A 21,920-nucleotide genomic window follows, 5' to 3' on the forward strand; every position below is an offset into this window, starting at 1 on the left:
GTTGACCCATGATTGCCCTTGAGCCGGGCGGGCTAAGCCTGTTCGAGGATCTCCGCGTAGAGCCGGGCCGTACGGCGGGCGACCGTGTCCCAGCCGAACTCCCCCACCGCACGCTCCCGGCCCGCCTCGCCCATCCGCCGGGCGCCCTCCGGGTCGGCGAGGAGCGCGCCCAGGGCGCGGGCGAGGCCCGTCTCGAAGTCGTCGTCCACGGGCACCAGCAGGCCCGTCTTGCCGTCCGCGACGACCTCGGGGATGCCGCCGACCTGGGAGGCCACGACGGGTGTGCCGCAGGCCATCGCCTCCAGGTTGACGATGCCCAGCGGTTCGTACACCGAAGGACAGACGAACACGGCGGCGTGCGTGAGGAGTTGGATCACCTCCGGGCGCGGCAGCATCCGCGGGATCCAGTGCACACCGTCGCGGACGCGGCTCAGCTCCTGGTACAGGTCGCGGAACTCCCGGTCGATCTCCGGGGTGTCCGGCGCCCCCGCGCACAGCACGACCTGCGCCGCGGGGTCGATGTCCCGTGCCGCGCGCAGCAGATGGGGCACGCCCTTCTGCCGGGTGATCCGGCCGACGAACAGGAGGTACGGGCGGGCCGGGTCCAGGCCGAGGCGGGTCAGGACGTCGGTGGCGGGGTCGGGCCGGTAGAGGTCGGTGTCGATGCCGTTGTGCACGACGTGGACGCGGGCGGGGTCCAGCGCGGGATAGCAGTCGAGGATGTCCGTGCGCATGGCACCGGACACGGCGATCACCGCGTCGGCGGCCTCGATCGCGGTGCGCTCGGCCCAGCTCGACAGGGCGTATCCGCCGCCGAGTTGCTCGGCCTTCCAGGGGCGCAGCGGCTCCAGGGAGTGGGCGGTCATCACATGCGGGATGCCGTACAGGAGCTTGCCGAGGTGGCCGGCGAGGTTGGCGTACCAGGTGTGGGAGTGGACGAGTTCACGGCCCTCGATGGCGGCGGTCATGGCGAGGTCCACGGAGAAGGTGCGCAGCGCGTCGTTGGCGGTGTCGAGCGCGGGCCAGGGGCGATGCCGCAGCACGCCCTCCGCGCGGCCCTCGCCCCAGCAGTGCACCTCGAGGTCGACGAGGGATCTCAACTCCCGGGCGAGGAACTCGACATGGACGCCCGCGCCGCCGTACACGTCCGGGGGGTACTCCCGGGTCAGCAGTCCCACTCGCACCCGCAAACCCCCTGTCTCGGCGGCTGGTTCCCTCATGGTCACCCAGATGTGGCGCGTGGGGAAGAGCCCGGGGGCCGAGTGAAGCAGCAGTCGCCGCACAGTCCACCGCCGGGCACCCGGTAGTACAGGCAGCAGCTGCGGCGCCGGAAGGCAGTGCCCGTGAGCGTGCCGGTTGCGGTGAGGCGGGGGTGGGCGAACAGCTCGCCGGCCAGCGCGCGGGCCCGGACGGCGGCCTCGGTACGGCCGTTCGCGCACGCCCAGCGGTCCAGCTCGCGGACGGCGCCCGCCAGCGCGGATCCGGCGTTGCCCCACAGCAGCCCCGCCGCGAGCCGGTGGCGGGCGCGCAGAACGGCCGCCAGCGGTTCCAGGTGACCGTGCAGCACGACGTCCACGACGGTCGCCGCGTCCCCCGGCAGCGGGCGCACCTGAGCGAGCCACAGGTCGTCGGGTGCGCTGCCGTCGGCGTCCCAGTGCAGCAGCCGCGAGTCGAGGTCGGGGATGCGGCCGTACAGGACGGCGCAGCCGAGCGCCGTCGACCACAGCCGGGCCGCGAGCCCGAGGTGCGCCACCGAGGCCGCGATCCGCACCTCGGGAGCGCTCAGAGCGGCCGCCACTTTTCGGATCCGGACGCCCAGGGGATCCGGATCCGAGGCCGACAGGTCGTAGGCCTGCGCCAGGGTCGGCAGCGGTCTCCCGGGGACTGGCGGCCCGTCCACGACCGTGCGCAGGGCGAAGAACCCGCCGAGCGGACTCAGGGCGGCGAGATCGGGGTCGAGGTCCACGAGGAGCAGTAGTACCAAGCCCCCTAGGGGACGGGATCAGGGGGTCTCCGTCCCGGTTCACCCACCCTGGGGATGACCGGGGGGCGTTCGTACTCCATCGGCAGTAGGACTCATTGCGTGCTCAGGGACGACGACGGGGAACAGGGCGAGCAGGCATCGTGTTGGTCATGGAAGCCGACCGTTCGCCCCGCCGGGCCCAGCGCCCCAGCCTCAGGCAGAGGAGCAGCTCATGAGCGCCCTCGCGTTGTCCGTGCTCCTGTCGCTGGTGTCCGCTGTCGCGTACGCGGGCGGGGCGATCGTGCAGGAGCGCGTCGCGGTGTCGTTGCCGGGTGGTGAGTACGCGCCGATGCGACAGGCGGGCTGGTGGGCCGCGGTGGCGCTCAACGGTCTCGGCGGGCTGCTGCACGTGGCGGCCCTCGCCTACGGTCCGCTGAGCGTGGTGCAGCCGCTGGGGGCGCTGACCATCGTGTTCGCGCTGCCGATGGCGGCGCTGTTCGTGGGCCGCAAGGCCGGTGGGACGGCCTGGCGGGGCGCTGTGATGGCGACCGTCGGCCTCGCGGGTCTGCTGTCCCTGGTCGGCACGTCCGACTCGCGGTCGCTGGAGGGGGCACAGCAGGTGTCCCTGTTCCTGGCGACCGCCGGCGGGGTCGCCGCGCTGATGCTCGCGGGCCGCGCGGTCCGGCATCGTCCGGCGGTGCGGGCCCTGCTCCTCGCGACCGCGTCGGGTATCGCGTTCGGCATGTCCTCGGTCTTCACGAAGACGGTCGCGGTCGACTGGACCGGCGGGGTGTCGAGCGCGGATCTGCCGTCCCTGGCCGCGATCGGAGTGTTCGCCGTCTCGGGTCTGCTGCTGTCCCAGGCCTCGTACCGGGGCGCCGGCCTCGCGGCGCCGCTGGCCACTCTGACGGTGGTGAACCCGGTGGTGGCGGCCGCGGTGGGCATCACGATGTTCGGCGAAACCTTCCGCTACGGCGCCACGGGCACCGTGCTCGCCCTGAGCTGCGGGGTGGTGGCGGCGGGCGGTCTGATCCTGCTGACGACGGAGCGCATCCGGCAGTCCGACGACTCCGACAACGCGGAGCCGCTGCCCGAGCCCCTCACCGGGCAGCTGTCCGGCATCGTCGCCCCGGCGCGGCCCGCCGACGAGCCCGCCACCGCGTTCCTCGAGGGCCTCCCCGAGAAGCCCGCCGTGCACCGGGAGGGCGGCGTCTTCCTGCCGAGCCCGGTCACGGAGAGCACGTACGGCAACGACGCGCCCGTCGGTCGCGCCGACGGGACCGCGCCCTACTACTCCTCCCTGTACGGCGCCTCGTACATCCCGTTCCCGAGCGTGGAGCAGCGCGCCGGCGTCAGATCCTGACCCCGCCGGCCCGGAGGTACGCCACCGGGTCGACGTCCGTTCCGAAGCCGGGCCCGGTCCGCACCTCGAAGTGCAGATGCGGGCCCGAGCTGTTGCCGGTGGACCCGACCCGGCCGATCCGCTGTCCGCCGCCCACGGACTGGCCGGCCTTCACGGAGATCGCCGACAGGTGCGCGTACTGGGTGTACCGGCCGTCGGTGTGCCGGATGACCACCTGGTAGCCGAAGGAACCGCCCCATCCGGCGGTGACGACCCGGCCCGCCCCGACGGCCTTCACGGAGGTGCCGGTGGCTGCGGGGAAGTCGACGCCGGTGTGGTAGCCCTTCGACCAGCTGGAGCCGGTCGCCCGGTAGGGGGTGCCCAGGGAGCCGCTGACGGGGGCGACGAGGGAGTCCTCGCGCCGGTCGTCGGCGTCGTCCGAAGCGCTCGTCCTCGGCCGGGACTCGGGTGCCGCCGGTGTGGTCGGCGCGGGGGCCGGGGCAGCCGTGGCCTTGGCGCGCAGGTTCAGCCGCTGGCCCGGCAGGATCAGGTCGGGATCCGTCCCGATCGTGCTGCGGTTGGCGGCGTACAGCCGTTGCCAGCCGCCCTGGACGCGCTGCTCCTCGGCGATGGTGGAGAGCGTGTCGCCGCGGACGACGGTGTACATCTCGGTGGTTCCTGCGCGCGACTGGGGCGTGGTGTGCGGCCGTACGTCCGCCACGGAGCTCTTGGCGGTCCGGATCGAGGTGCCCCCGCCCGGCCGGATGTCGGGCGTCTCGCCACCGCGCGTGAGTCCGGCCCGCACCGAGCACATGGGCCAGGCGCCGGGCCCCTGCCCGTCGAGCACCTTCTCCGCGACGGCGATCTGCTGGTCCTTGGTGGCCAGATCCGCGCGCGGCGCATAGGCCGTACCGCCGTACGCCTCCCAGGTGGACTGGCTGAACTGCAGCCCGCCGTAGTACCCGTTGCCGGTGTTGATGTCCCAGTCGTTGGTCGACTCGCACGCGGCGACCTTGTCCCAGGTGTCCACGTCGGCCGCCTGCGCGGCACCGGTGCCGACGAACGGGAGGGCCATTCCGGCGCCGCCCGCCGTGACGGTGAGCGAGGCGCGGTTGATCCTGTTCGGCTGATACCGGCGGTGCCGGCCGCGTAAGGCCATGGAAGTGCCCCCTCGACAAGCGTCAGGAGGGCCAAAAGTAAGGGCCACGAACAGGCCATGACAAGACGGCAATCGGCCGCCCGGTCAGGCCAAGTGGCGCAGAAAGCACCCTCGTTGACGAGTTCGGGCGCGGACCGCTGAGGCACCTGGCCCCTCCCCTACGTACTGAGCCCCGTAGGGTCGGACGTGCGGTCGGCGTTTCGGCACGTCAGGATGGCCCGGGGGGCGATACTGACGGCATGACCGGCACGACCGGCAAACACGATCTACGGGATCCACTGGACCCCTTGAGGAGCAGGCGGAATGAGCACTTCAGCCCAGATCGGCGTCACGGGTCTCGCGGTCATGGGCCGCAACCTCGCCCGCAACTTCGCGCGCAACGGCTACACGGTCGCGGTGCACAACCGGACGGCGTCCCGGATGCACGCGCTGGTGGAGGAGTTCGGAAGCGAGGGCGAGTTCGTCAAGGCCGAGACCGCCAAGGAGTTCGTGGCCGCCCTGGAACGGCCCCGCCGTCTGGTCATCATGGTCAAGGCCGGCGATCCGACCGATGCGGTGATCCAGGAGTTCGCCCCGCTCCTGGAGCCCGGCGACATGATCATCGACGGCGGCAACGCCCACTTCGCGGACACCCGGCGCCGGGAGCGCGAGCTGCGCGAGCAGGGCATCCATTTCGTCGGTACCGGCATCTCCGGCGGCGAGGAGGGCGCGCTGCACGGTCCGAGCATCATGCCGGGGGGTTCGAAGGAGTCGTACGAGTCGCTGGGCCCGATGCTGGAGAAGATCTCCGCGAAGGCGGCGGACGGCGCGCCGTGCGTCACACACGTCGGTCCGGACGGCGCCGGGCACTTCGTGAAGATGGTGCACAACGGCATCGAGTACGCCGACATGCAGCTCATCGGCGAGGCGTACCAGCTGCTGCGCGATGTCGCCGGGTACTCCCCCGCCGAGATCGCGGAGATCTTCCGCACCTGGAACACCGGCCGGCTCGACTCCTACCTGATCGAGATCACGGCCGAGGTGCTGTCGCATGTGGACGCGGCCACGGGCAAGCCGTTCGTGGACGTGGTGCAGGACCAGGCGGAGCAGAAGGGCACCGGCCGCTGGACCGTGCAGATCGCGCTGGACCTGGGTGTTCCGGTCTCCGGGATCGCGGAGGCGGTGTTCGCCCGCTCACTGTCCGGACACGCGGCGCTGCGTGAGGCGTCTCGAGACCTGGCCGGCCCGAAGGCGTCCCCGCTGGACAAGGCTGAGGCCGGTGCCTTCGCCGACCGGGTCGAGCAGGCGCTGTACGCCTCCAAGATCGTGTCGTACACCCAGGGCTTCCACGAGATCGCCGCGGGCAGCGAGCAGTACGACTGGGACATCGACCTCGGCCAGGTCGCCTCGATCTGGCGCGGCGGCTGCATCATCCGCGCGGCGTTCCTGGACCGGATCCGCGCCGCCTACGACGCCCGGCCGGATCTGCCGAGCCTGCTGTCGGACGAGACGTTCGCCCAGGAGATCGCGGCGGCTCAGGACGACTGGCGCGAGGTACTCGTCGCCGCCACCCGGCAGGGCGTACCGACGCCGGGCTTCGCCGCGGCCCTCGCCTACTACGACGCCCTGCGCGCCGAGCGGCTGCCCGCCGCGCTCACCCAGGGGCAGCGGGACTTCTTCGGCGCGCACACCTACCGGCGCACCGACCGGGACGGTTCGTTCCACACGCTGTGGGGCGGGGACCGCTCGGAGGTGTCGGGCTGAGCGCTCCGCCGGAAGTCCGGTACGCCACGTGCAGGTGCGTCGTGGCCAGGGCCGGTCCTGCGGTACGGCAGTGGTGGGCGGCCTTCGTGGTCGCCCACCACGCGTCAGGGGCGCTCACCGCCCTTCGTGATGCGGCCGCTCAGGAGAGCGGCGGTCCCGGCTCCGGGTTCGGAACGGGCTCCGGGCCCGGGGGGATCGGGGAGGGATCGGGTTCCGGGACCGGGCGGGGCCCCGGCGGCGGCTCGGGAGCCGGAGGCGGAGGGGTCGGCCCGGGGCCGGGGGGCGGTTCCGGAGTCGGCACCGGGTCGGGGTGCGGCTCGGGGTGATGGGGATCCGGTCCGGGAGTGGGACCCGGCGGGACCGGATCGGGGTACGGATTGGTCATGATGTCCTCCGCCAGTCGGTGAACGTCGGCTGTGGACTACTCCCCGCCTACCCGGGGCCCGGCGCCGCCAGTCACTCGCCGAAGTCACCGCGTGCCCCAGGTGGACCCTCCGGGGTCTGTCCGGACACGTCAGCGCGACAGCCCGGTCCGCGCCGCCCGTGCCCCCGCCGCCAGCCCCGGGCGGGGGCTGGACAGCACCGGCACCGATGTCGTCGTCAGCTGCTGGGCCGGGGCCATGGAGGGCTGGGCGAGGACGAGCGCGTCGGCGTCGGTGACCTCGTCGGCCGCGGTGGCGACGAGACGTACGTAACTCTCCGTGTCGCCGGCCTCGAACCGCTGCCACGCGCCCTCCACGAAACGGGGCCGTACCTCGACGGAACGTCCGGCGCGGCGGGCCTCCTCCTCGATCAGCGACACGGTCGGCCCGAACGTGCTCTCCAGCGTCCCGAGGACGACGACCCGGGACCCCGCGGCCACTGCGGCGGCCGCCATCGGACGGTCACCGCGCAGCACCGGCACCCCGACGCCGGCGCCGGCCGTCTCGGCGACGCCGCCGAGGGTGGAGCAGGTGCACAGCACGGCCCGCGCGCCGTCGGCGACCGCCCGCTCCAGGACCGCGCGCAGGTCGTCCGCCACCGCTTCTGGGCCCTTGTCACGGGCCCGGTCCAGCAGTTTCTCGTCGACGAAGTGCCGTAGTTCCAGGCCCTGGTGGTCCTCGTCGCGCAGGGCGTCGAAGACGGGGACGTGGACGGGTGAGGTGTGCAGGAGAGCGAGCACCTGAGAGGGCTCCCTCTTTCAGAACCGGCCGGGGTGCGCGGACAGCCACTGCTTCGCCGCCCGCAGCAGCTCCGGGTCGGCCGCCGGAGCCTCCTCGGGGTGGCGTTCCGCCCACTTCACGACGTAGGGGCACAACGGGGCGACGACGATGCCCTCACGCTTCGCGATGGTGTACAGCTCGCGCGCCAGCGAGCCCGCGATGCCCTTCCCCTCGTGCGCCGGCTCGACGATGGTGTGCACGGGCACCAGCGCCCGCTCCGGCGCCTCGAGCACGAAGTACTCGATGTGGCCGACGACTTCGCCGCCGTCCCCGAGGGCCTCGAGGCGGCCGGCCGCCCGGTCGTCGCGGATCTCGATGTCGCTCATGGGCACGCTCCTGGTCGGAAAGGTCAGGCCGACACGGCCTGCGGGCTGCGCTCCTGGTCCGAGCCCGGCACCGGTGCGGACGGGTCGGCACCCAGGGCCACGATCCTGTTGTCGCGGTCCACGTGCACGACCCGCGGCTTCAGTGCCCGCGCCTCGGCGTCGGTGACCTGAGCGTAACTGATGATGATCACCAGATCGCCGGGGTGGACCAGATGGGCCGCGGCACCGTTGATACCGACGACGCCCGAGCCGCGCTCGCCCTCGATGACGTACGTCTCCAGCCGGGCGCCGTTGGTGATGTCGACGATGTGCACGAGCTCACCGGGCAGCAGATCGGCGGCGTCCAGCAGCTCGGCGTCGATGGTCACCGATCCCACGTAGTGCAGGTCGGCCTGGGTGACGGTGGCTCGATGGATCTTGGACTTGAACATGGTACGCAGCATGGAGGTACTCCCGGACCTAGGCTCCCTGCCTGCTCGGTGCAGGTCAAGGGCGTTTCCTCACCCTACAACGACACGCTTTGCCGACGGTGGGGCGACCTCTGTTCAGGAACGGATGCTGACCGCTTGCTGACTCGTCTGAGGGTGCGCCAGGTCGGTCACGTGAGGCCATTGATGTGCCCGATCATTACGTCTTGCCTCACATGTTCCCGCTCGAGTTCGTCCGTGCTCGGAATTCCGCGAACCAGTCCAGCATGTGGCCATTGGTGATGGCTCCAGGACCGGTGACGCCGGCCACGCGGGCGCCTTGCAGAATCCGTTTGACCGGCACCTCGAGCTTCTTCCCGGTCAGCGTGCGGGGCAGGGCGGGCACTCGCGCGATCACGTCGGGCACGTGGCGCGGGGAAAGCTGCTGTCTTATGGCCGCTGTGATCCGCTCCCGCAGGCCGTCGTCGCTTTCCGCGCAATCATCGGTCACGACGAAGAGTGGCATGAAGTATCCGCCGTCGGCCTGCTCGACGCCGACGACGAGGCTGTCCGAGATGCCGGGCAGCTGCTCCACCACGGCGTAGATGTCGGCCGAGCCCATCCGCAACCCCATGCGATTGAGCGTGGAATCGGACCGGCCGGACACGACGACCGACAGGTCCGTATCCATGGTCACCCAGTCACCGTGCCGCCAGACGCCTGGATAGGTGTCGAAGTAGCTGGCCCGGTAACGTGTGTCACCGGGGTCGTTGACGAAGTGCAGTGGCATGGACGGCAGTGGGGCGGTCACCACCAGCTCTCCCTGCTCGCCGGTCAAAGGCCGTCCCCTCTCGTCCCACGCGGCCAGGGCCACGCCGAGTGCCGGGCACTGAATGCGCCCTACGCGCACCGGGAGGAGCGGGGAGCCGCCCGCGAGCACGGAGCAGACGTCGGTTCCGCCGCAGATCGACTGCAGCCACACGCCGGGAGTAAGCCGGTCGTGGACCCACCGCCAGGTGCTCGGAGCCATGGCCGAGCCTGTCTGCAGGACCGAGCGGACGGCATCGAGGTCGAGGTCTGCTGCCGGATGCAGGCCGGACTTCTCCACGGCCGCGAGATAGGCTGCGCCCACCCCGACCATCGTCGCTCTGGTCCGTTCGGCGACGCGCCAGGCGCCGGCGGCGTCGGGAAAGGTGGGGCTGCCGTCGTAGAGGACGATCGTGCTGCCGTGCAGCAGACCGCCGACCAGGAAGTTCCACACCATCCAGCTGGTGGAGGTGACGAACAGGTACCGGTCCTCGGGGCGCAGGTCGACACCGAGCCCGAGCGCCTTCAGCAGTTCCACCACGATGCCGCCGTGGCTCTGCACGATGCCCTTCGGGACGCCGGTGGTTCCCGACGACCAAAGGATCCAGAGCGGGTGGTCGAAGGGTACGTCGGAGAAGTCCGGTGCCTGGTCGGTGGACGGCAGCGCAGACCATGCGTGCACGGTGACGTCGGATCGTACGGACCACGCGTCCGTCTGTGGTGGGAAGAGGTTGTCGACGGCGAGGAAGTGACGGACGGTCGGCAGCCCGTCCAGAAGTTCGGTGATCGTGGTCCGTTTGTCGTGCTCCTTGCCCCCGTAGCGGTAGCCGTCCGCGGCGACGAGGACCGTCGGCCGGGCCTGCGTCAGCCGGGCGAGAACGCTAGGCGTGCCGAAGTCGGGTGAGCAGGCCGTCCACACGGCACCGATCGCCGCGGTGGCCAGCAGTGCCACCACCGCCTGCGGCAGGTTGGTGAGGTAGCCGGCGACACAGTCGCCGGGCTTCACGCCCATGCGCCGGAGGGCGGCCGATACGTCGGCGACCTCGCGGTGCAGCTGCGCCCACGACGTCTCGACGGGTTCCCCGCCCTCGGTCACGCTCACCAGGGCCGGACGCGCGTCGGTGGCCTGGGCCAGGCACCGTTCGGCGAAGTTCAGCCGGGCGCCGGTGAACCAGCGGGCGCCCGGCATGGTGGCGTCGCCCAGCACATCGTCGTATGCCGTGACGGTGTCCAGCCCGTAGTACTCCCACACCGCCGACCAGAAGCCCGCCAGATCGGTGGAGCTCCACCGCCACAGCTCCGCGTAGCCGGCGAAGCTCAGACCGCGGGTCTCCTCCAGCCATTCCATGAACACCGCGACGTTGGAGTCCTCCAGTTCGCGGCGCCCCGGTGTCCACAGCAGTTCGGTGTCCGGCCTCATGTGTACCCTCCGGTGGGCGTCGCCCCGAGCGGTGCGCGGCCGGAGTCGGACTCCAGCACGCGGATCAGTTCCTCGGCCTCGGGCCACTCGCCGTATCCCGAGGCCGGGTTGAGGTGGCCGACCGCGCCCAGCTCCAGGAGGCGGCTGCCCCAGCTCCGGGCCAGCTCGGCAACGTGTTCGGGTGCGCCCAGCGGGTCGTCGGCGCTGGCGGCGACGAGGCTGGGGAAGGGCAGCGGCAGGCGGGGGACAGGGATCCAGCCGTGCTCCGCCAGTTCGGCGGGGGTGGGGTAGCCGTCCGGCAGTGGTGTCTCGAGGTCCGCCGGCGTGGCGAGCAGCGCGCCGCGCACGTCGGCTCGGTGGCGGCGGGCCCAGTGCACCGTGGTGATGACTCCGGCGCTGTGGGCGACCAGCAGGACCGGCCTGTCCAGGGACGCCAGCGTCGCGGCCAGGTTGCCGACTTGGGCGTCCAGGCTGAGTCGTTGCTTGGCCACTGGGGGAACGGTACGGACGACTCGTCCGGCCTCGGCGAGACGTTCCGCCAGCACGGTCTGCCAGTGGTCCGCGACGTGGTCGCGCAGACCGGGGACGATGACCACGGTGGGTTCCGCGGTGGCGCTCATGAGGGGATCTCCGAGGTGTGCTTGGGCTCCGCCTTCGTGGTGAGGTCAGCGATGCGGAGGAGGTCGCGTTCGTACCAGTGCCTGCCGACCAGGAAGGCCAGTGTGGCCACGACCGCGACGAGGGGCACAATGCGCAGGGCGCCCAGCAGGCCGAAGCGGTCGGCCAGCGCGCCCGTGATCGCGGGGCCGGGGGCCAGCCCGAGCAAACTGTTGGCCAGGGTGAGGGTGGCGAACGCGGTCGCCGCGATGGAGGCGGGGGTCAGGTTCGCCACCATGGCTGCCGCGGGTCCGGCGGAACCGGCCGACAGCAGGCAACCGACGGCCAGGGCTAGCAACTGCGCTGGTCCGGTGGGTAGTTGGAAGGTGAGGGTCAGCAGGAGGAGCGCGCCGATGCTGCAGCCGACCGCGACGGCCCATTTGCGGATGGGGGCGGTGGAGCTGATGCGGTCGGAGGCCACACCCCCGAAGATCATCCCCAAGCCGATGATCATGGCGAAGCCACCGGCGGCCCCGCCCGCCTCGGCCGGGGCCATGTGGTAGTAGCGGTTGAAGAAGCTGGGCAGCCAGGACAACAGCGCGCCGGCGATGAACAGTTGCAGTCCGCTGCCGACATAGGCGCTGATGACCGAGACGGACGAGAAGAGGCGGGGCAGGTGAGTGCGCAGCCGGTCGCGTGCTTCCGCACCGTCCTCGCCGTCGGAGGAGCGTCCGCGGGGCGCCAACCTGCTCTCCTTGACCACGACCGCGTACACGGCGGCGAGCACCAGACCGAAGATCCCCATTACGGCGAACGCCCAGCGCCAACCGGCCGCTTGGGCCACGGCGCCGCCGACGACGACGCCCAGCACCGAGCCGAAGGCGCCGCCGGCGATGAAGGCACCGGAGAGGGTGGCCCGCAGGGTGACCGGGAAGATGCTGAGGACCACGGCGATGCCCACACTGCCGTACGCCGCCTCGCCGATGCCGACGAAGAGTCGGCCGACGAACATCTCGCCGTAACTCGCCGATACGGCGCACCCCAGGGTGGCAAGGCTCCACATCGTGGCGGCGAGCAGCAGACTCCGGACCCTCCCCCATCGGTCGGCCATGAGGGACATGGGGAAGGTGAGCACGCCGACCGCCAGGGGCACGATGCCGCTGAGCGAGCCCAGGGCGGCGTCGGACAGCAGCCACTCGGCCTTCAGCATCGGGAAGACGGCGTTGAGGACCTGGCGGGACATGTAGTCGGACAGCAGCAGGCCGAAGCCGAGTGCGAAGACCGTCCAGGCATAGCCTTTGGACACGGGCCACTCCGACGCGGACGATGTCGGGGCCGTGTACTGCGCAGTGTTGTGAAACTCCATTGTCATCACCTCGACTGCTTGAAAGGGAGGGTCAGAACGGTCTGTCGCCCACGATTCCGGCGCGCTCCATCTTGCGGACGGCGGGCCAGTAGTCCTGGACGGCGTAGTGCTGGGTGGAGCGGTTGTCCCAGATGGCCACGCTGTTGGGGCTCCAGCGCCAGCGCACCTGGTACTCGGGGATCGCTGCCTGGCTGATCAGATAGGTGAGCAGCTGGCTCGCGCCCGGTGCGTAGTCCTGGCCGAAACGCACGTTCTCGGGCGTGTGGTAGTTGACGAAGTGCGTCGCGAACGCGTTGACGAAGAGGATCTTCTCGCCCGTCTCGGGGTGGGTGCGCACGACCGGGTGCTCGGCGTCCGGAAACCGCTCCTTCAGTGCGTGGCGCTGTTCCTCGGGCATGACGGCGCCGAAGGTGGCCTCGATGCTGTGCCGGGCGCGCAGCCCCTCGATCCGGGTCTTGATGTGCTCGGGGAGCCGACGGTAAGCCTCGGCCATGTTCACCCAGATCGTGTCGCCGCCGACCGCGGGCGACTCGACGCAGCGCAGTACGGCGCCCATCGACGGGTTCACCCGCCAGGTGCCGTCCGTGTGCAGAGCGTTCTCGTAGTGCTCCGGCGGGCTGTCCAGCTCCTTGTAGATCCGGACCAGTCCGGGGTGTTCCGGGTCGCTGCCGGCGACGGGGTGGTCCTCCAGTGGGCCGAAGCGCGAGGCGAACGCGACGTGGTCGGCACGCGAGATGTCCTGGTCCCGCAGGAAGAGGACCTTGTACCGCAGCAGCAAGTTCTTGATCTCGGTGAAAAGGTCGTCGTCACGGGCCGCGTCGGCCAGGCTCACACCGCTGACCTCGGCTCCTATGGTGCAGGTCAGCGGCTCGGCCGTGAGGGAGGTGCGGCGTGCGCTCGGGCGTACCAGGGCCGGGGCCTGCCGCGAGGACGAGAGGGTGTCTGGCATGAGTGCTCACTCCCTGGGATGGAAAGAGGTGCGCCCTCACAGGACGAAGACGGAGGACCCCGTGGTCCGGCCGGCTTCCAGGTCGCGGTGCGCCTGCTCCGCGTCCTCGAGGGCGTAGCGCTGATTGATTTCGATCTTGATGCGCCCGGCAGCGACGTGCTCGAACAGCTCGCCGGCCAGCGCGGCGCGCTCGGCGGGGTCGGCTATGTAGTCGGCCAAGGCGGGACGGGTGACGAACAGCGATCCGTGGACGGCGAGTTGCATCGCGTCGATCGGCGGCACGGGGCCGGAGGCGGTACCGAAGCACACGAGGAGCCCGCGGCGGGACAGCGAGGCCAACGAGCCTGCGAAGGTGTCCTTGCCCACGCTGTCGAACACGACCGGGACGCCCGCGCCGCTGGTCAGCTCGCGGACCCGGTCGGCCACGTTCTCGTGCCGGTAGCGGATGACGTGCTCGCATCCGTGTGCTCGGGCGATGTCAGCCTTCTCCTCGCTGGACACCGTTCCGATCACACGGATGCCGAGCAGTGCGGCCCACTGGCACACGATCAGGCCCACCCCGCCCGCGGCGGCGTGCAGCAGCACGGTGTCGCCGGGCTTCAGCGGATGGATCCTGCGCAGCAGATAGGCCGCGGTCAGACCGCGCATGGTCATCGCGGCCGCCGTCTCACAGCTGATCTCCGGGGGCAGCCTGATCAGATGCGAGGCGGGCATGACCCGCTCCGTGCTGTAGGCACCGAGCGGACTTCCGGTGTACGTCACCCGGTCGCCCTCGGCGACGTCGGTGACGCCTTCGCCCACCGCCTCCACCACGCCCGCGGCCTCGACACCGATGCCGTCGGGCAGGCGGACCGGATAGAGCCCGCTGCGGAAGTACGTGTCGGCGAAGTTGAGGCCGACGGCCTCGTGCCGGATCCGCACCTCGCCGGGGCCGGGATCGCCGACGGCGACCTCCTCCCACTTCAGGACGTCGGGGCCACCGGTTTCGTAGAAGCGGACGGCGTGTGCCACAGAGTGCTCCGAAGGATTGGCGCGGGTGGGTGTTGCCTGCGTGCGGGGCCGGGCCCTGCACACCGGGCATGGGTCAGGCCGTGACGTCGCGCAGCATGAAGCCGCGCTGTCCCGGGCGGCGGTTGGGCACCATGCCGAGCCGGGCGAGGGTCTCGTCGGCATCCGCGTAGTACTCGCCGATCTTGTAGATCCGCTTGGCGTCGGCTCCGGTGGCGATCTCGCGGCCGAGCGCCTCGGAGATCCGCACCATCTGCTCGACCTGGGCCACGGAGGACATCCGCTCGCCCTTGGCACGCCAGAGGTTGTCCTCGTTGCCGACGCGCACATGCTGGCCGAGGGCGATGGCGACCGCGTTCATCGGGGCCACGGCGCGCATGGAGCTCTCGATGGTCAGGACGGCACCGTCCGGCACGCGGCGGATGAACTCGATCAGATCGGCGGGGTGCCGACCGGCGAAACCGCCGCCGATGGCCACGTAGTTGAGGATCAGCGGACCGGTGTGGATGCCCGCGCGGATCAGCCGCTCCACGGTCTCCAGCTGGGCCAGATGGGCGAGCTGGAAGTGCGGCTGGATACCGTTGGCGTGCAGGCGCTTGAGGTGCTCCAGGTAGAACTCCGGACCGGCCTCCACGACCATGTCGCGGTAGGCCCGGTAGTAGTCCGGCTTCGCGATCGACGTGCCCTGAAGGTCGTCGTCGGTCATGATCTCGACGATGTTCATCTGGCTGGTGTTGATCGCGATCGTCACCTGGTCCGGCGCCGGGGTGAGTTCGGCGAGCAGGTGGCGGGTGTCGTAGGCGAGCCACTTGGCGTCGCCGCCCTCGCCCTCGGGGGCGAAGGAGATCGACCCGCCGATCTGGAGCACCATGTCCGGAACGGCCTCGCGCAGCCGCCCGAGCAGCTCGTTGAACATCGACATCCGCTTGGAGCCCTTGCCGTCGAGCTCACGCACATGGATGTGGAGCACCGTCGCGCCGGCGTTGTAGCAGTCGACGGCCGCCTGTACGTGCTCGTCCATGGTCAGGGGCAGGTCGTCCGCGTCCCCGGGAAGCCACTCGGGGCCGTACGGCGCGGCCTGGATCACCAGCTTCTCCTGGTTCTCCGGGAAGAGGGAGTCGTCGTGGAAGTGCACGGGGCTTCTCCTTGGCGTAGGGGTGATCGCGTCACGGAGCGGGCAGTGGACGCGACGACAGGTCCTGCGACGGCGGAAGTCGGGGCCGATGGCAACAACGGGCACAGTGGTTGCGGGCCGATCCGGAGGGAGTGCGCCCTCAGGGGAGCTGCGGAGCGCTCCCTCCGGAGGCCGACCGCCTGTGCGGTGGTGCCAAGGTAGGGCGGGCGGCACGCGGCCGCTTTGCCTGTGGTGACAGGTGACTTGCCAATCGGGGACATATGGCCGGGCCCACTCGTGCCACGGCCGGCGTGCGTCCTGCGGGCTCAGTTTCCGCCGGGCACTGCCGGGCCGCCCCGGCTCTTGCGCCACTCCCGCGGACCGGTGCCGAAGTGCTCGTGGAACCAGCGGGAGAACGCACTCAGCGACGAGAACCCCAGCAGCGTGGAGACTTCGGTCAAGGAACGGTTGGGGTTGGCGACGAACTGCTCCGCGAGCGCCGTGCGGGTCGAATGGAGCAGCGAGGAGAACGTCTCTCCGGAGCGGGCCAGATGGCGGTGAACAGTGCGCCGGTCGACGCCGAGGCTGCGTGCGATCTGCTCGATGGAGCATCGCCCGGTCGGCAGCAGCGCCTCGATGAGGTCGCGTACCCGGTCCACCTCGGATGCTTCCCTGGGGGCCGCGATGGGCTCGAAGTACTGCCGGGTGTAGCTGCGCAACTGGGCGTCGGCCATGGCGTTGGGGGCGTCCAGGTCCTCGGCGTAGAAGACGATGCCGTTGAAGTCGCGGTCGAACTCCACCGAGGGCCCGAACAGGCGACGGTGGCCTGCGGTGTCCCGCGGCGCCGGGTGGGCGAAGCAGACCGACGAGGGGCGCCAGTGCGGGCCGAGGAAGCCGCACAGAACGCGGTGGAACGCGCCCACGGCGAGCTCCGTGCCCTGACGGGCCGGCTGCGGTTCGCCGAGCCGGAGGTCCACCTTCAGCGTGGCCACCCCGTTGCCTTCCGAGAGCCGCGCGTGCAGGACCTCGTTGTACGTGTGCTGATGACGGATCAACAGGGCCAAGGCACTGCGCACGTCGGGCTCTTCACGGACGAGCAGGCTGATGGGGCCGAGGTTGGAGAAGCGCCGCCGCTCGGTCAGAAGCAGACCGAAGTCCTCGCGACCGGACGCGGCGGCCGACAGCTCCAGCAGTCTGACCACTGCCGTGCCGGAGATCCACCGGTCCTGCACGGCCAGGTCCGCGGTGTCCAGGCCGACGCCCTTCATCAGGGCGCGGGGATCGAGACCGAGAGATCGGCTCAGCTCGACGTAGCCGTTCAGCGCGGCGGTGCGGGCAAGGGGCCTCATGGGCACGCTCCAGGGGCAGGTCCCCAGAAGTTAAGTTTCTCGTCCCCGCACGTCAAGCGTGGGGAGCGGGTGATACGTAGCATCCCCGTTCAACGCGGCCCGTGCGGCGGTGCGGCGGCCGTGCCGCCCGGCCATCGCACCGCCGGAAGAAACTGCCCGGCTCATCAGACCTCGCGGAGGCGACCATGGCCGAAACCCCACACACGCCGACGGTGCCGACCGAACCGTTCACGGGCCCCGCCCTTTGGTACGGACCCGACCTGGCGGGCCATGACGACTGGGTTCTGAGTCTGTCCGCCGAGACCCGTGAGGAATTGCATACGGCACTGCACACCGCCCGCGCTCGCGCCGCCACCCTGCTGCGGATGACCGTCGCCGACTTCCCGCTGCCCACACTCGCCGCCGAGCTGAAGCGCGCTGCGAGAACACTGTCCGAAGGGCGGGGCTTCCTCCTGATCAAGGGCATCCCGGCGGATCTGCTCGGGGAGGCTGAAGCGAGCGCCGTGCTGCGCGGCATCGGCCAGTACCTCGGCAGGCCCGTCCCGCAGACCGCAGACGGCCGCACCCTCTGCCACATTCGGGACGCCGGCCCGACGCAGGACGACCCGGCACCGCCGGCGTGCCTGACCCGGGCGGCGCTGCCGTTCCATACCGCCGAGTCGGACCTGCTCGGCCTGCTGTGCCTGCGGCCGGCGCGCTCGGGCGGCCGTACGCTCCTCGCCAGTGCCGCTGCCGTGCACAACGCCGTGGTCGAATTCCGCCCGGATCTCGTCGCGCGCCTGTACCGCACCCACCTCTTCGACCGCCAGGAGGAGCGGGCGTCCGGCGAGGGGGCTGGCCTGGCCTCCCCTCTGGTCACCCGGCACGGCGACAGGCCCAGCATGCGATACGACCGCGCCCGCCTGAGCAGCGGAGCACGCACTGCCCGCGGGGATGGGCAGGACGGCGCCCGGGCCGCCGACAAGGAACTGTACGACTTCATCGAGACGACGGCCGCCTCGCCCGCCGTCCGACTTGAACTGGATCTCCAGCCCGGTGATCTGCTGCTGCTCGACAATCATGTGGTGCTGCACGCCCGCTCGGCGTACGAGGACTTCGACGCCGCGGAGCAGAAACGCCACCTGCTGCGTCTGTGGCTGGCCCGCCACGGGGACGCCGACTCGGCCGATCAGGCGGCCGGAGCACACTTCCGCCCTACGACACGCGCCGGGGTCACCCCACGCGACGTCATCCGCCCCCGGAGCCTGCGCAGGGCACGCCCCGGCTGCGGCTGTCCGCCGCTGTGCACCCACTGAGACGAATCGAGGACACGACGGTCATGAGCAATCTCGCCACGCTCCTGGTGAACTCCGCGGCTGTGCATGGAGCGCACATCGCCGTGCGCCACGACGACACCGCCCTGACGTACGAGCAGCTCGACGAGGCGAGTGCCCGGCTCGCCGGTGTTCTGCACGACCGGGGTGTCCGGCCGGGCGACGCGGTCACGATGACCATGCCCAATGTGCCGCTCTTCCCGGTCGTGTACTACGGCATCCTGCGGGCCGGTGGCGTGGTGGTACCGATGAACCCGCTGCTCAAGGCCCGTGAGGCAGCTTTCGTGCTCCGCGACTCGGGGGCCCGGATGGCGCTGGCCCATCCGATGTGCGCCGAGGAGGTCGCAAAGGCAGCCGCCGAGACCGGAGCGGCGTGCCTGGTCACGGATTCCGACGCCTTCGACGCGCTGCTGCTCGCTGCCCAGCCCGTGGCCGGCGTCGTCGAACGGGCCGACAACAACACCGCCCTGATCCTGTACACATCGGGCACTACCGGCACGCCCAAGGGAGCCGAACTGACCCACCGCAACCTGCTGACCAACACGGCCACGACCGCGCAGACACTGCTGCTGCTCGGTCCGGAAGACGTCCTGTTTGGCGGTCTCCCACTGTTCCACGCCTTCGGGCAGACCTGCGCCATGAACGCCTCCGTGGCGGCCGGCGCGACGCTCACGCTGCTGCCCCGGTTCGATGCGGGACGGGCTCTGGACGTCATGCGCCGCGACGAGGTCACCGTCTTCCTCGGCGTGCCGACGATGTACTCCGCCCTTCTGCAGGCCCGACGCTCCGACGGGCCTGACGCATCCCGGCTCCGGCTCGCGGTGTCGGGTGGTGCCGCCCTGCCGGTCCAGGTGCTGCACAGCTTCGAGCGGACCTTCGGGGCGACCGTGCTGGAGGGCTACGGCTTGTCGGAGACCTCTCCGGTGGCCGCATTCAACCACCCGGACCGCCCGCGCAAGGCTGGCTCGATCGGCACACCCGTGCGGGGAGTCGAGATGAAACTCGTCGCGGACGACGGGACCACCGTGGAGCCCGGCGCGGTCGGCGAGATCGCCATCCGCGGTGAGAACGTGATGAAGGGCTACTTCAACAACCCCCACGCAAGCACCCAAGCCTTCCGCGACGGCTGGTTCCACACCGGCGACCTGGCACGCGTCGACGAGGACGGCTTCTACTTCATCGTCGACCGGAAGAAGGACCTCATCATCCGGGGCGGCTACAACGTGTACCCGCGGGAGATCGAGGAGGTGCTGTACGGACACCCCGCGATCGCCGAGGCCGCTGTCGTGGGAGTTCCGGACGCGGTGCACGGCGAGGAAGTCGCTGCGGTCGTCGTGCTGAGGACCGGCGAGGAGGCGACGCCGGAGGAGATCCGTGACTACGTCAAGGAACGTGTCGCGGCCTACAGGTATCCGCGCATCGTCGCCCTCACCGCCGAGCTCCCCAAGGGCCCCACCGGCAAGATCCTCAAGCGGGAGATCACCGTCCCGCCGCCGTCGGTCCGCTGGTGAGCCTCACGCCTCGGCAAAGCTCAAGGGCGGGTACGGGCCGGCGGCGTGCCGTGGTCGGTGCCAGGCGGCGCCGGGGTTTGGCGTCGGCGGCTGAGGAGCGTGGCGATCGGCAGGGCCGCGGCCAGTCCGCTGAGCAGGACCGCTGCCAGCGCCCCCAGCACGGCGGTCTGGTTGTCGAACGCGAGCCCGATCGCGGCCAGCGCGGGACCCGCGTTACGTACCGAAGCGACGCCACCCATGGTGGTGCGGCGCACCGGCGGGCCTGTGGCCAGCAAGGTACCGACGCCGAAGGCGGCGGCCGCGAGCAGGAAGCCGGCGAGCAGGGAGAGGGAGCCGAAGAGCTCGACGACTGCTCGCCAGTTGCCGAGCAGCATGCCCGCCAGCACGATCAGAAAGGTGATGTTGGAGACTGCGGCTGCCGTGGGATGCCATGACTGCGCCGTGGGCATGGCGTAGCGGCGCATGAGCAGGCCGATGGCGAACGGCACGAGCTGGAGCAACGCCACGGTGCGGACCAGCGCCCCGACGTCGAGGGACACGTCGGTGCCGATGTCGGCGGCGGTGAGGATGCCGTTGACCGTGGGTGCGAACGTGAGGCTGCCGATGGAGGCGAGCAGTACCTGCATCGCCGCGCCCGCGACGACATCACCGTTCTGCACCATGGCCAGTTTCGCGCCGAAGGGGCCGCCCGGGGACGAGGCGACCAGGACCAGGGCGACGAACGAGGCCGAGGGCAGGCCGAGCACCGTGCCGATGCCCCAGCCGAGCAGCGGGATGATCACCATGTTGGCGAGCAGCGCCAGCAGGAGCAGCGGGACGTTGCTGAAGACACCCCGCAGTGCGGGGATGGTTGCCCCCAGGCCGGCCGCGAACATCGTGGCCATGATGAAGATGACGGTGACGGCGTTGAGCACCAGGTGCAGTGTGTCCATCGGCCTTCCCCTCCGGGGAGCGGAGATCTCCGGGCGTTGCCGCAGCGCGCGTCACCGCTTGTCAGTCCTGAAGATCGCCGAGCCAGCGCAAGGCGCTCAGGCTCGGCAGGAAGCAGTACTCACCGCCTCGGGTGACGACGAACCGGGGCAGCGGGGCAAGGCGTCGTCGCAGCGGCCGCCGGGGAATGGTGAAGCCGCTGGAGCCGTCCTGGGAGCCGGTCACGGGGTCCTTGCCATCTCCTCCGCCGAAGAAGACGCTGTCGTTCAGCCACTGCGACTGGACGAACTCGAACTGCCGCCCCAGGTGTGCGCCGATGAATGCGAACATCAGGCCGCGGTCCAGTCCGTCGTCATCCAGCGCCCCGTCCGGCAGTGGCGGTCCGTAGACGGCGCCGCGTCTGATCATGCGGTGCAGGCGCACTTCTCCTGCCACGGAGGCGTCGCGGGGGTTGGCCCGGCGGATGTGGCAGCCGCCGGGGGTGTGGAAACCGATCGGGTCGTCCCGCTGGTACAGGAAGGTGTTGCGCCGGTGCGGGTCGGCACCGAGCGCCGGATCGTCGTGCTGGGGGGCGAGTGCGAGGGGAGCCCCGCTGCGCCAGCGCCCCATGATCTTCGCGGCGATGAGTTCCTGGTCTTCGGGCCCAGTGGAGTTGTCCCTCAGGTAACGGCGGAACTGGGCGACGTTCTGGTGGAGTTTACGAAAGACGGCGTAGCTGCCGTTGCGCCCCAGCACGGCCGGCTGCGGGGTCTGGGTGCCGCCCAGCTCGTCGGGGTACCCGAGAACGAACTCACCGGCTTTCAGAGGTACTTCGAGTTGGTTCGACCCGGCGATGCCGCTTCCTTCGACGGCGGGGTGGCTGACTCCGTCGCGGTAACCGAAATGCTCGGTCTCGGTGGGCAGCGCGTAGCAGTCCTGCCGCCAGATCGCGGTAACGCCGGGGAGGCGGTCGTAGGCCGGGCGGGCGCGGTCGATGGCCGCCTGCAGGCTCAGGGAGTCGGGGGCGATGGCGGTGATCACCACGTGGACGCCGGGGGTGCCAAGCGGTGCTTCCCAGTGCTCCGGGGCACTGTCACCGACATCGCCGAGTGCTCGGGCACGGACAGCCATTCCCTGCCGGAATTCCCAGGCGAACGTGTCCAGCGATGCAGACGGCACTCCCAGGGCCTTGAGGCCGTGACAGGTCAGGGCGGCGCTGACCCAGGTGTCCCCGAGTGGACTGACCTGGTCGGTGGCGGAGGTCACCGCCCTGCTGATGCGCCGCATCAGCTCCCGCCCCTGGTCCCGGTCGTCGATCCGAAGGGCAAGGTAGGCGGCCGCGTAAGGGGTCGGCCGAGGGCTGAGGACGCCGCGCTGGATGTCGTCCAGCTCCAGCTCGGCTTCCAGGGGCTCACTCACGGATGACCTCCTTGCG

19 protein-coding genes are annotated in these 21,920 nt (G+C 70.8%); 4 read left to right on the forward strand and 15 right to left on the reverse strand.

Annotated features, from left to right (window positions below):
- Window positions 1-32: 32 nt before the first annotated feature.
- The gene (gene glgA, locus ACFV7R_RS28110) at window positions 33-1,184 is read right to left on the reverse strand and encodes a glycogen synthase (RefSeq protein WP_385268306.1); all 1,152 of its coding nucleotides are present in this window, start codon (window positions 1,182-1,184) and stop codon (window positions 33-35) included.
- Between the two features lie 38 nt (window positions 1,185-1,222).
- Window positions 1,223-1,984, reverse strand: a complete 762-nt coding sequence (locus ACFV7R_RS28115; protein ID WP_385268308.1) for a (2Fe-2S)-binding protein — start codon at window positions 1,982-1,984, stop codon at window positions 1,223-1,225.
- A gap of 211 nt (window positions 1,985-2,195) precedes the next feature.
- On the opposite strand from ACFV7R_RS28115, the gene ACFV7R_RS28120 reads away from it, so the two are divergent.
- Window positions 2,196-3,326, forward strand: coding sequence for a DMT family transporter (locus ACFV7R_RS28120; protein WP_385268310.1), 1,131 nt, complete (start codon window positions 2,196-2,198; stop codon window positions 3,324-3,326).
- Here ACFV7R_RS28120 and ACFV7R_RS28125 read toward each other — a convergent pair.
- A complete protein-coding gene (locus tag ACFV7R_RS28125) occupies window positions 3,316-4,464 on the reverse strand; it encodes a transglycosylase family protein (RefSeq protein ID WP_385268312.1) in 1,149 nt (382 codons plus the stop codon). The genes ACFV7R_RS28120 and ACFV7R_RS28125 overlap by 11 nt on opposite strands.
- Window positions 4,465-4,767: 303 nt before the next feature.
- Here ACFV7R_RS28125 and gndA point away from each other — a divergent pair, with 303 nt between their 5' ends.
- Window positions 4,768-6,207: an NADP-dependent phosphogluconate dehydrogenase gene (gndA, locus tag ACFV7R_RS28130; RefSeq protein WP_129802623.1), complete on the forward strand. Its 1,440-nt coding sequence runs from the start codon at window positions 4,768-4,770 to the stop codon at window positions 6,205-6,207.
- Between the two features lie 514 nt (window positions 6,208-6,721).
- Here gndA and ACFV7R_RS28135 read toward each other — a convergent pair.
- The 10 genes from ACFV7R_RS28135 to ACFV7R_RS28180 form a co-directional block, all read right to left on the reverse strand.
- Complete coding sequence (locus ACFV7R_RS28135; protein WP_385268314.1) at window positions 6,722-7,369, reverse strand: aspartate/glutamate racemase family protein; 648 nt, start codon at window positions 7,367-7,369, stop codon at window positions 6,722-6,724.
- A gap of 18 nt (window positions 7,370-7,387) precedes the next feature.
- Entirely contained in the window at window positions 7,388-7,735 is a 348-nt protein-coding gene (locus ACFV7R_RS28140; protein ID WP_385268316.1) for a GNAT family N-acetyltransferase, read from the reverse strand.
- A gap of 23 nt (window positions 7,736-7,758) precedes the next feature.
- On the reverse strand, window positions 7,759-8,178 hold the full coding sequence (panD, locus tag ACFV7R_RS28145) for an aspartate 1-decarboxylase (protein ID WP_224735807.1): 420 nt from the start codon (window positions 8,176-8,178) through the stop codon (window positions 7,759-7,761).
- Between the two features lie 196 nt (window positions 8,179-8,374).
- A complete protein-coding gene (locus ACFV7R_RS28150; protein ID WP_385268318.1) occupies window positions 8,375-10,369 on the reverse strand; it encodes an acetoacetate--CoA ligase in 1,995 nt (664 codons plus the stop codon).
- Window positions 10,366-10,989: an RBBP9/YdeN family alpha/beta hydrolase gene (locus ACFV7R_RS28155; RefSeq protein WP_385268320.1), complete on the reverse strand. Its 624-nt coding sequence runs from the start codon at window positions 10,987-10,989 to the stop codon at window positions 10,366-10,368. The genes ACFV7R_RS28150 and ACFV7R_RS28155 overlap by 4 nt, the downstream gene beginning before the upstream one ends.
- On the reverse strand, window positions 10,986-12,272 hold the full coding sequence (locus ACFV7R_RS28160) for an MFS transporter (protein WP_385268322.1): 1,287 nt from the start codon (window positions 12,270-12,272) through the stop codon (window positions 10,986-10,988). The genes ACFV7R_RS28155 and ACFV7R_RS28160 overlap by 4 nt, the downstream gene beginning before the upstream one ends.
- 91 nt (window positions 12,273-12,363) lie before the next feature.
- A complete protein-coding gene (locus ACFV7R_RS28165) occupies window positions 12,364-13,281 on the reverse strand; it encodes a TauD/TfdA dioxygenase family protein (RefSeq protein ID WP_385268324.1) in 918 nt (305 codons plus the stop codon).
- Between the two features lie 36 nt (window positions 13,282-13,317).
- A complete protein-coding gene (locus ACFV7R_RS28170; protein ID WP_385268326.1) occupies window positions 13,318-14,292 on the reverse strand; it encodes a quinone oxidoreductase family protein in 975 nt (324 codons plus the stop codon).
- Window positions 14,293-14,365: 73 nt separating this feature from the next.
- Window positions 14,366-15,424 carry a 3-keto-5-aminohexanoate cleavage protein gene (locus ACFV7R_RS28175; protein WP_385268328.1) on the reverse strand — a complete coding sequence of 353 codons (1,059 nt, stop codon included), beginning with the start codon at window positions 15,422-15,424 and terminating at the stop codon, window positions 14,366-14,368.
- A 305-nt stretch (window positions 15,425-15,729) separates the two neighbouring features.
- Entirely contained in the window at window positions 15,730-16,752 is a 1,023-nt protein-coding gene (locus tag ACFV7R_RS28180; protein WP_385268330.1) for an AraC family transcriptional regulator, read from the reverse strand.
- 185 nt (window positions 16,753-16,937) lie between these two features.
- On the opposite strand from ACFV7R_RS28180, the gene ACFV7R_RS28185 reads away from it, so the two are divergent.
- Both ACFV7R_RS28185 and ACFV7R_RS28190 read left to right on the forward strand, forming a co-directional pair.
- Window positions 16,938-18,047, forward strand: coding sequence for a TauD/TfdA family dioxygenase (locus tag ACFV7R_RS28185; protein ID WP_385268332.1), 1,110 nt, complete (start codon window positions 16,938-16,940; stop codon window positions 18,045-18,047).
- A 23-nt stretch (window positions 18,048-18,070) separates the two neighbouring features.
- Window positions 18,071-19,576 carry a long-chain fatty acid--CoA ligase gene (locus tag ACFV7R_RS28190; protein ID WP_385268334.1) on the forward strand — a complete coding sequence of 502 codons (1,506 nt, stop codon included), beginning with the start codon at window positions 18,071-18,073 and terminating at the stop codon, window positions 19,574-19,576.
- Between the two features lie 20 nt (window positions 19,577-19,596).
- Here the strand turns inward: ACFV7R_RS28190 and ACFV7R_RS28195 are convergent, their stop codons facing one another.
- Window positions 19,597-20,508, reverse strand: coding sequence for a bile acid:sodium symporter family protein (locus ACFV7R_RS28195; protein ID WP_385268336.1), 912 nt, complete (start codon window positions 20,506-20,508; stop codon window positions 19,597-19,599).
- 61 nt (window positions 20,509-20,569) lie between these two features.
- On the reverse strand, window positions 20,570-21,904 hold the full coding sequence (locus ACFV7R_RS28200) for a Dyp-type peroxidase (RefSeq protein WP_385268338.1): 1,335 nt from the start codon (window positions 21,902-21,904) through the stop codon (window positions 20,570-20,572).
- Between the last annotated feature and the right edge of the window lie 16 nt (window positions 21,905-21,920).

The organism is Streptomyces sp. NPDC059866 (assembly GCF_042731325.1).
GTDB lineage: Bacteria > Actinomycetota > Actinomycetes > Streptomycetales > Streptomycetaceae > Streptomyces > Streptomyces flavusporus.

Bases quoted from the DNA above. Each gene is read 5' to 3' on its own strand.
- gndA (WP_129802623.1), top strand. From the start codon at position 4,768: ATGAGCACTTCAGCCCAGATCGGCGTCACGGGTCTCGCGGTCATGGGC.
- panD (WP_224735807.1), bottom strand. From the start codon at position 8,178: ATGCTGCGTACCATGTTCAAGTCCAAGATCCATCGAGCCACCGTCACC.
- ACFV7R_RS28190 (WP_385268334.1), top strand. From the start codon at position 18,071: ATGAGCAATCTCGCCACGCTCCTGGTGAACTCCGCGGCTGTGCATGGA.
- ACFV7R_RS28180 (WP_385268330.1), bottom strand. From the start codon at position 16,752: ATGAGGCCCCTTGCCCGCACCGCCGCGCTGAACGGCTACGTCGAGCTG.
- ACFV7R_RS28165 (WP_385268324.1), bottom strand. From the start codon at position 13,281: ATGCCAGACACCCTCTCGTCCTCGCGGCAGGCCCCGGCCCTGGTACGC.
- ACFV7R_RS28120 (WP_385268310.1), top strand. From the start codon at position 2,196: ATGAGCGCCCTCGCGTTGTCCGTGCTCCTGTCGCTGGTGTCCGCTGTC.
- ACFV7R_RS28185 (WP_385268332.1), top strand. From the start codon at position 16,938: ATGGCCGAAACCCCACACACGCCGACGGTGCCGACCGAACCGTTCACG.
- ACFV7R_RS28150 (WP_385268318.1), bottom strand. From the start codon at position 10,369: ATGAGGCCGGACACCGAACTGCTGTGGACACCGGGGCGCCGCGAACTG.
- ACFV7R_RS28140 (WP_385268316.1), bottom strand. From the start codon at position 7,735: ATGAGCGACATCGAGATCCGCGACGACCGGGCGGCCGGCCGCCTCGAG.
- ACFV7R_RS28125 (WP_385268312.1), bottom strand. From the start codon at position 4,464: ATGGCCTTACGCGGCCGGCACCGCCGGTATCAGCCGAACAGGATCAAC.
- ACFV7R_RS28195 (WP_385268336.1), bottom strand. From the start codon at position 20,508: ATGGACACACTGCACCTGGTGCTCAACGCCGTCACCGTCATCTTCATC.
- ACFV7R_RS28155 (WP_385268320.1), bottom strand. From the start codon at position 10,989: ATGAGCGCCACCGCGGAACCCACCGTGGTCATCGTCCCCGGTCTGCGC.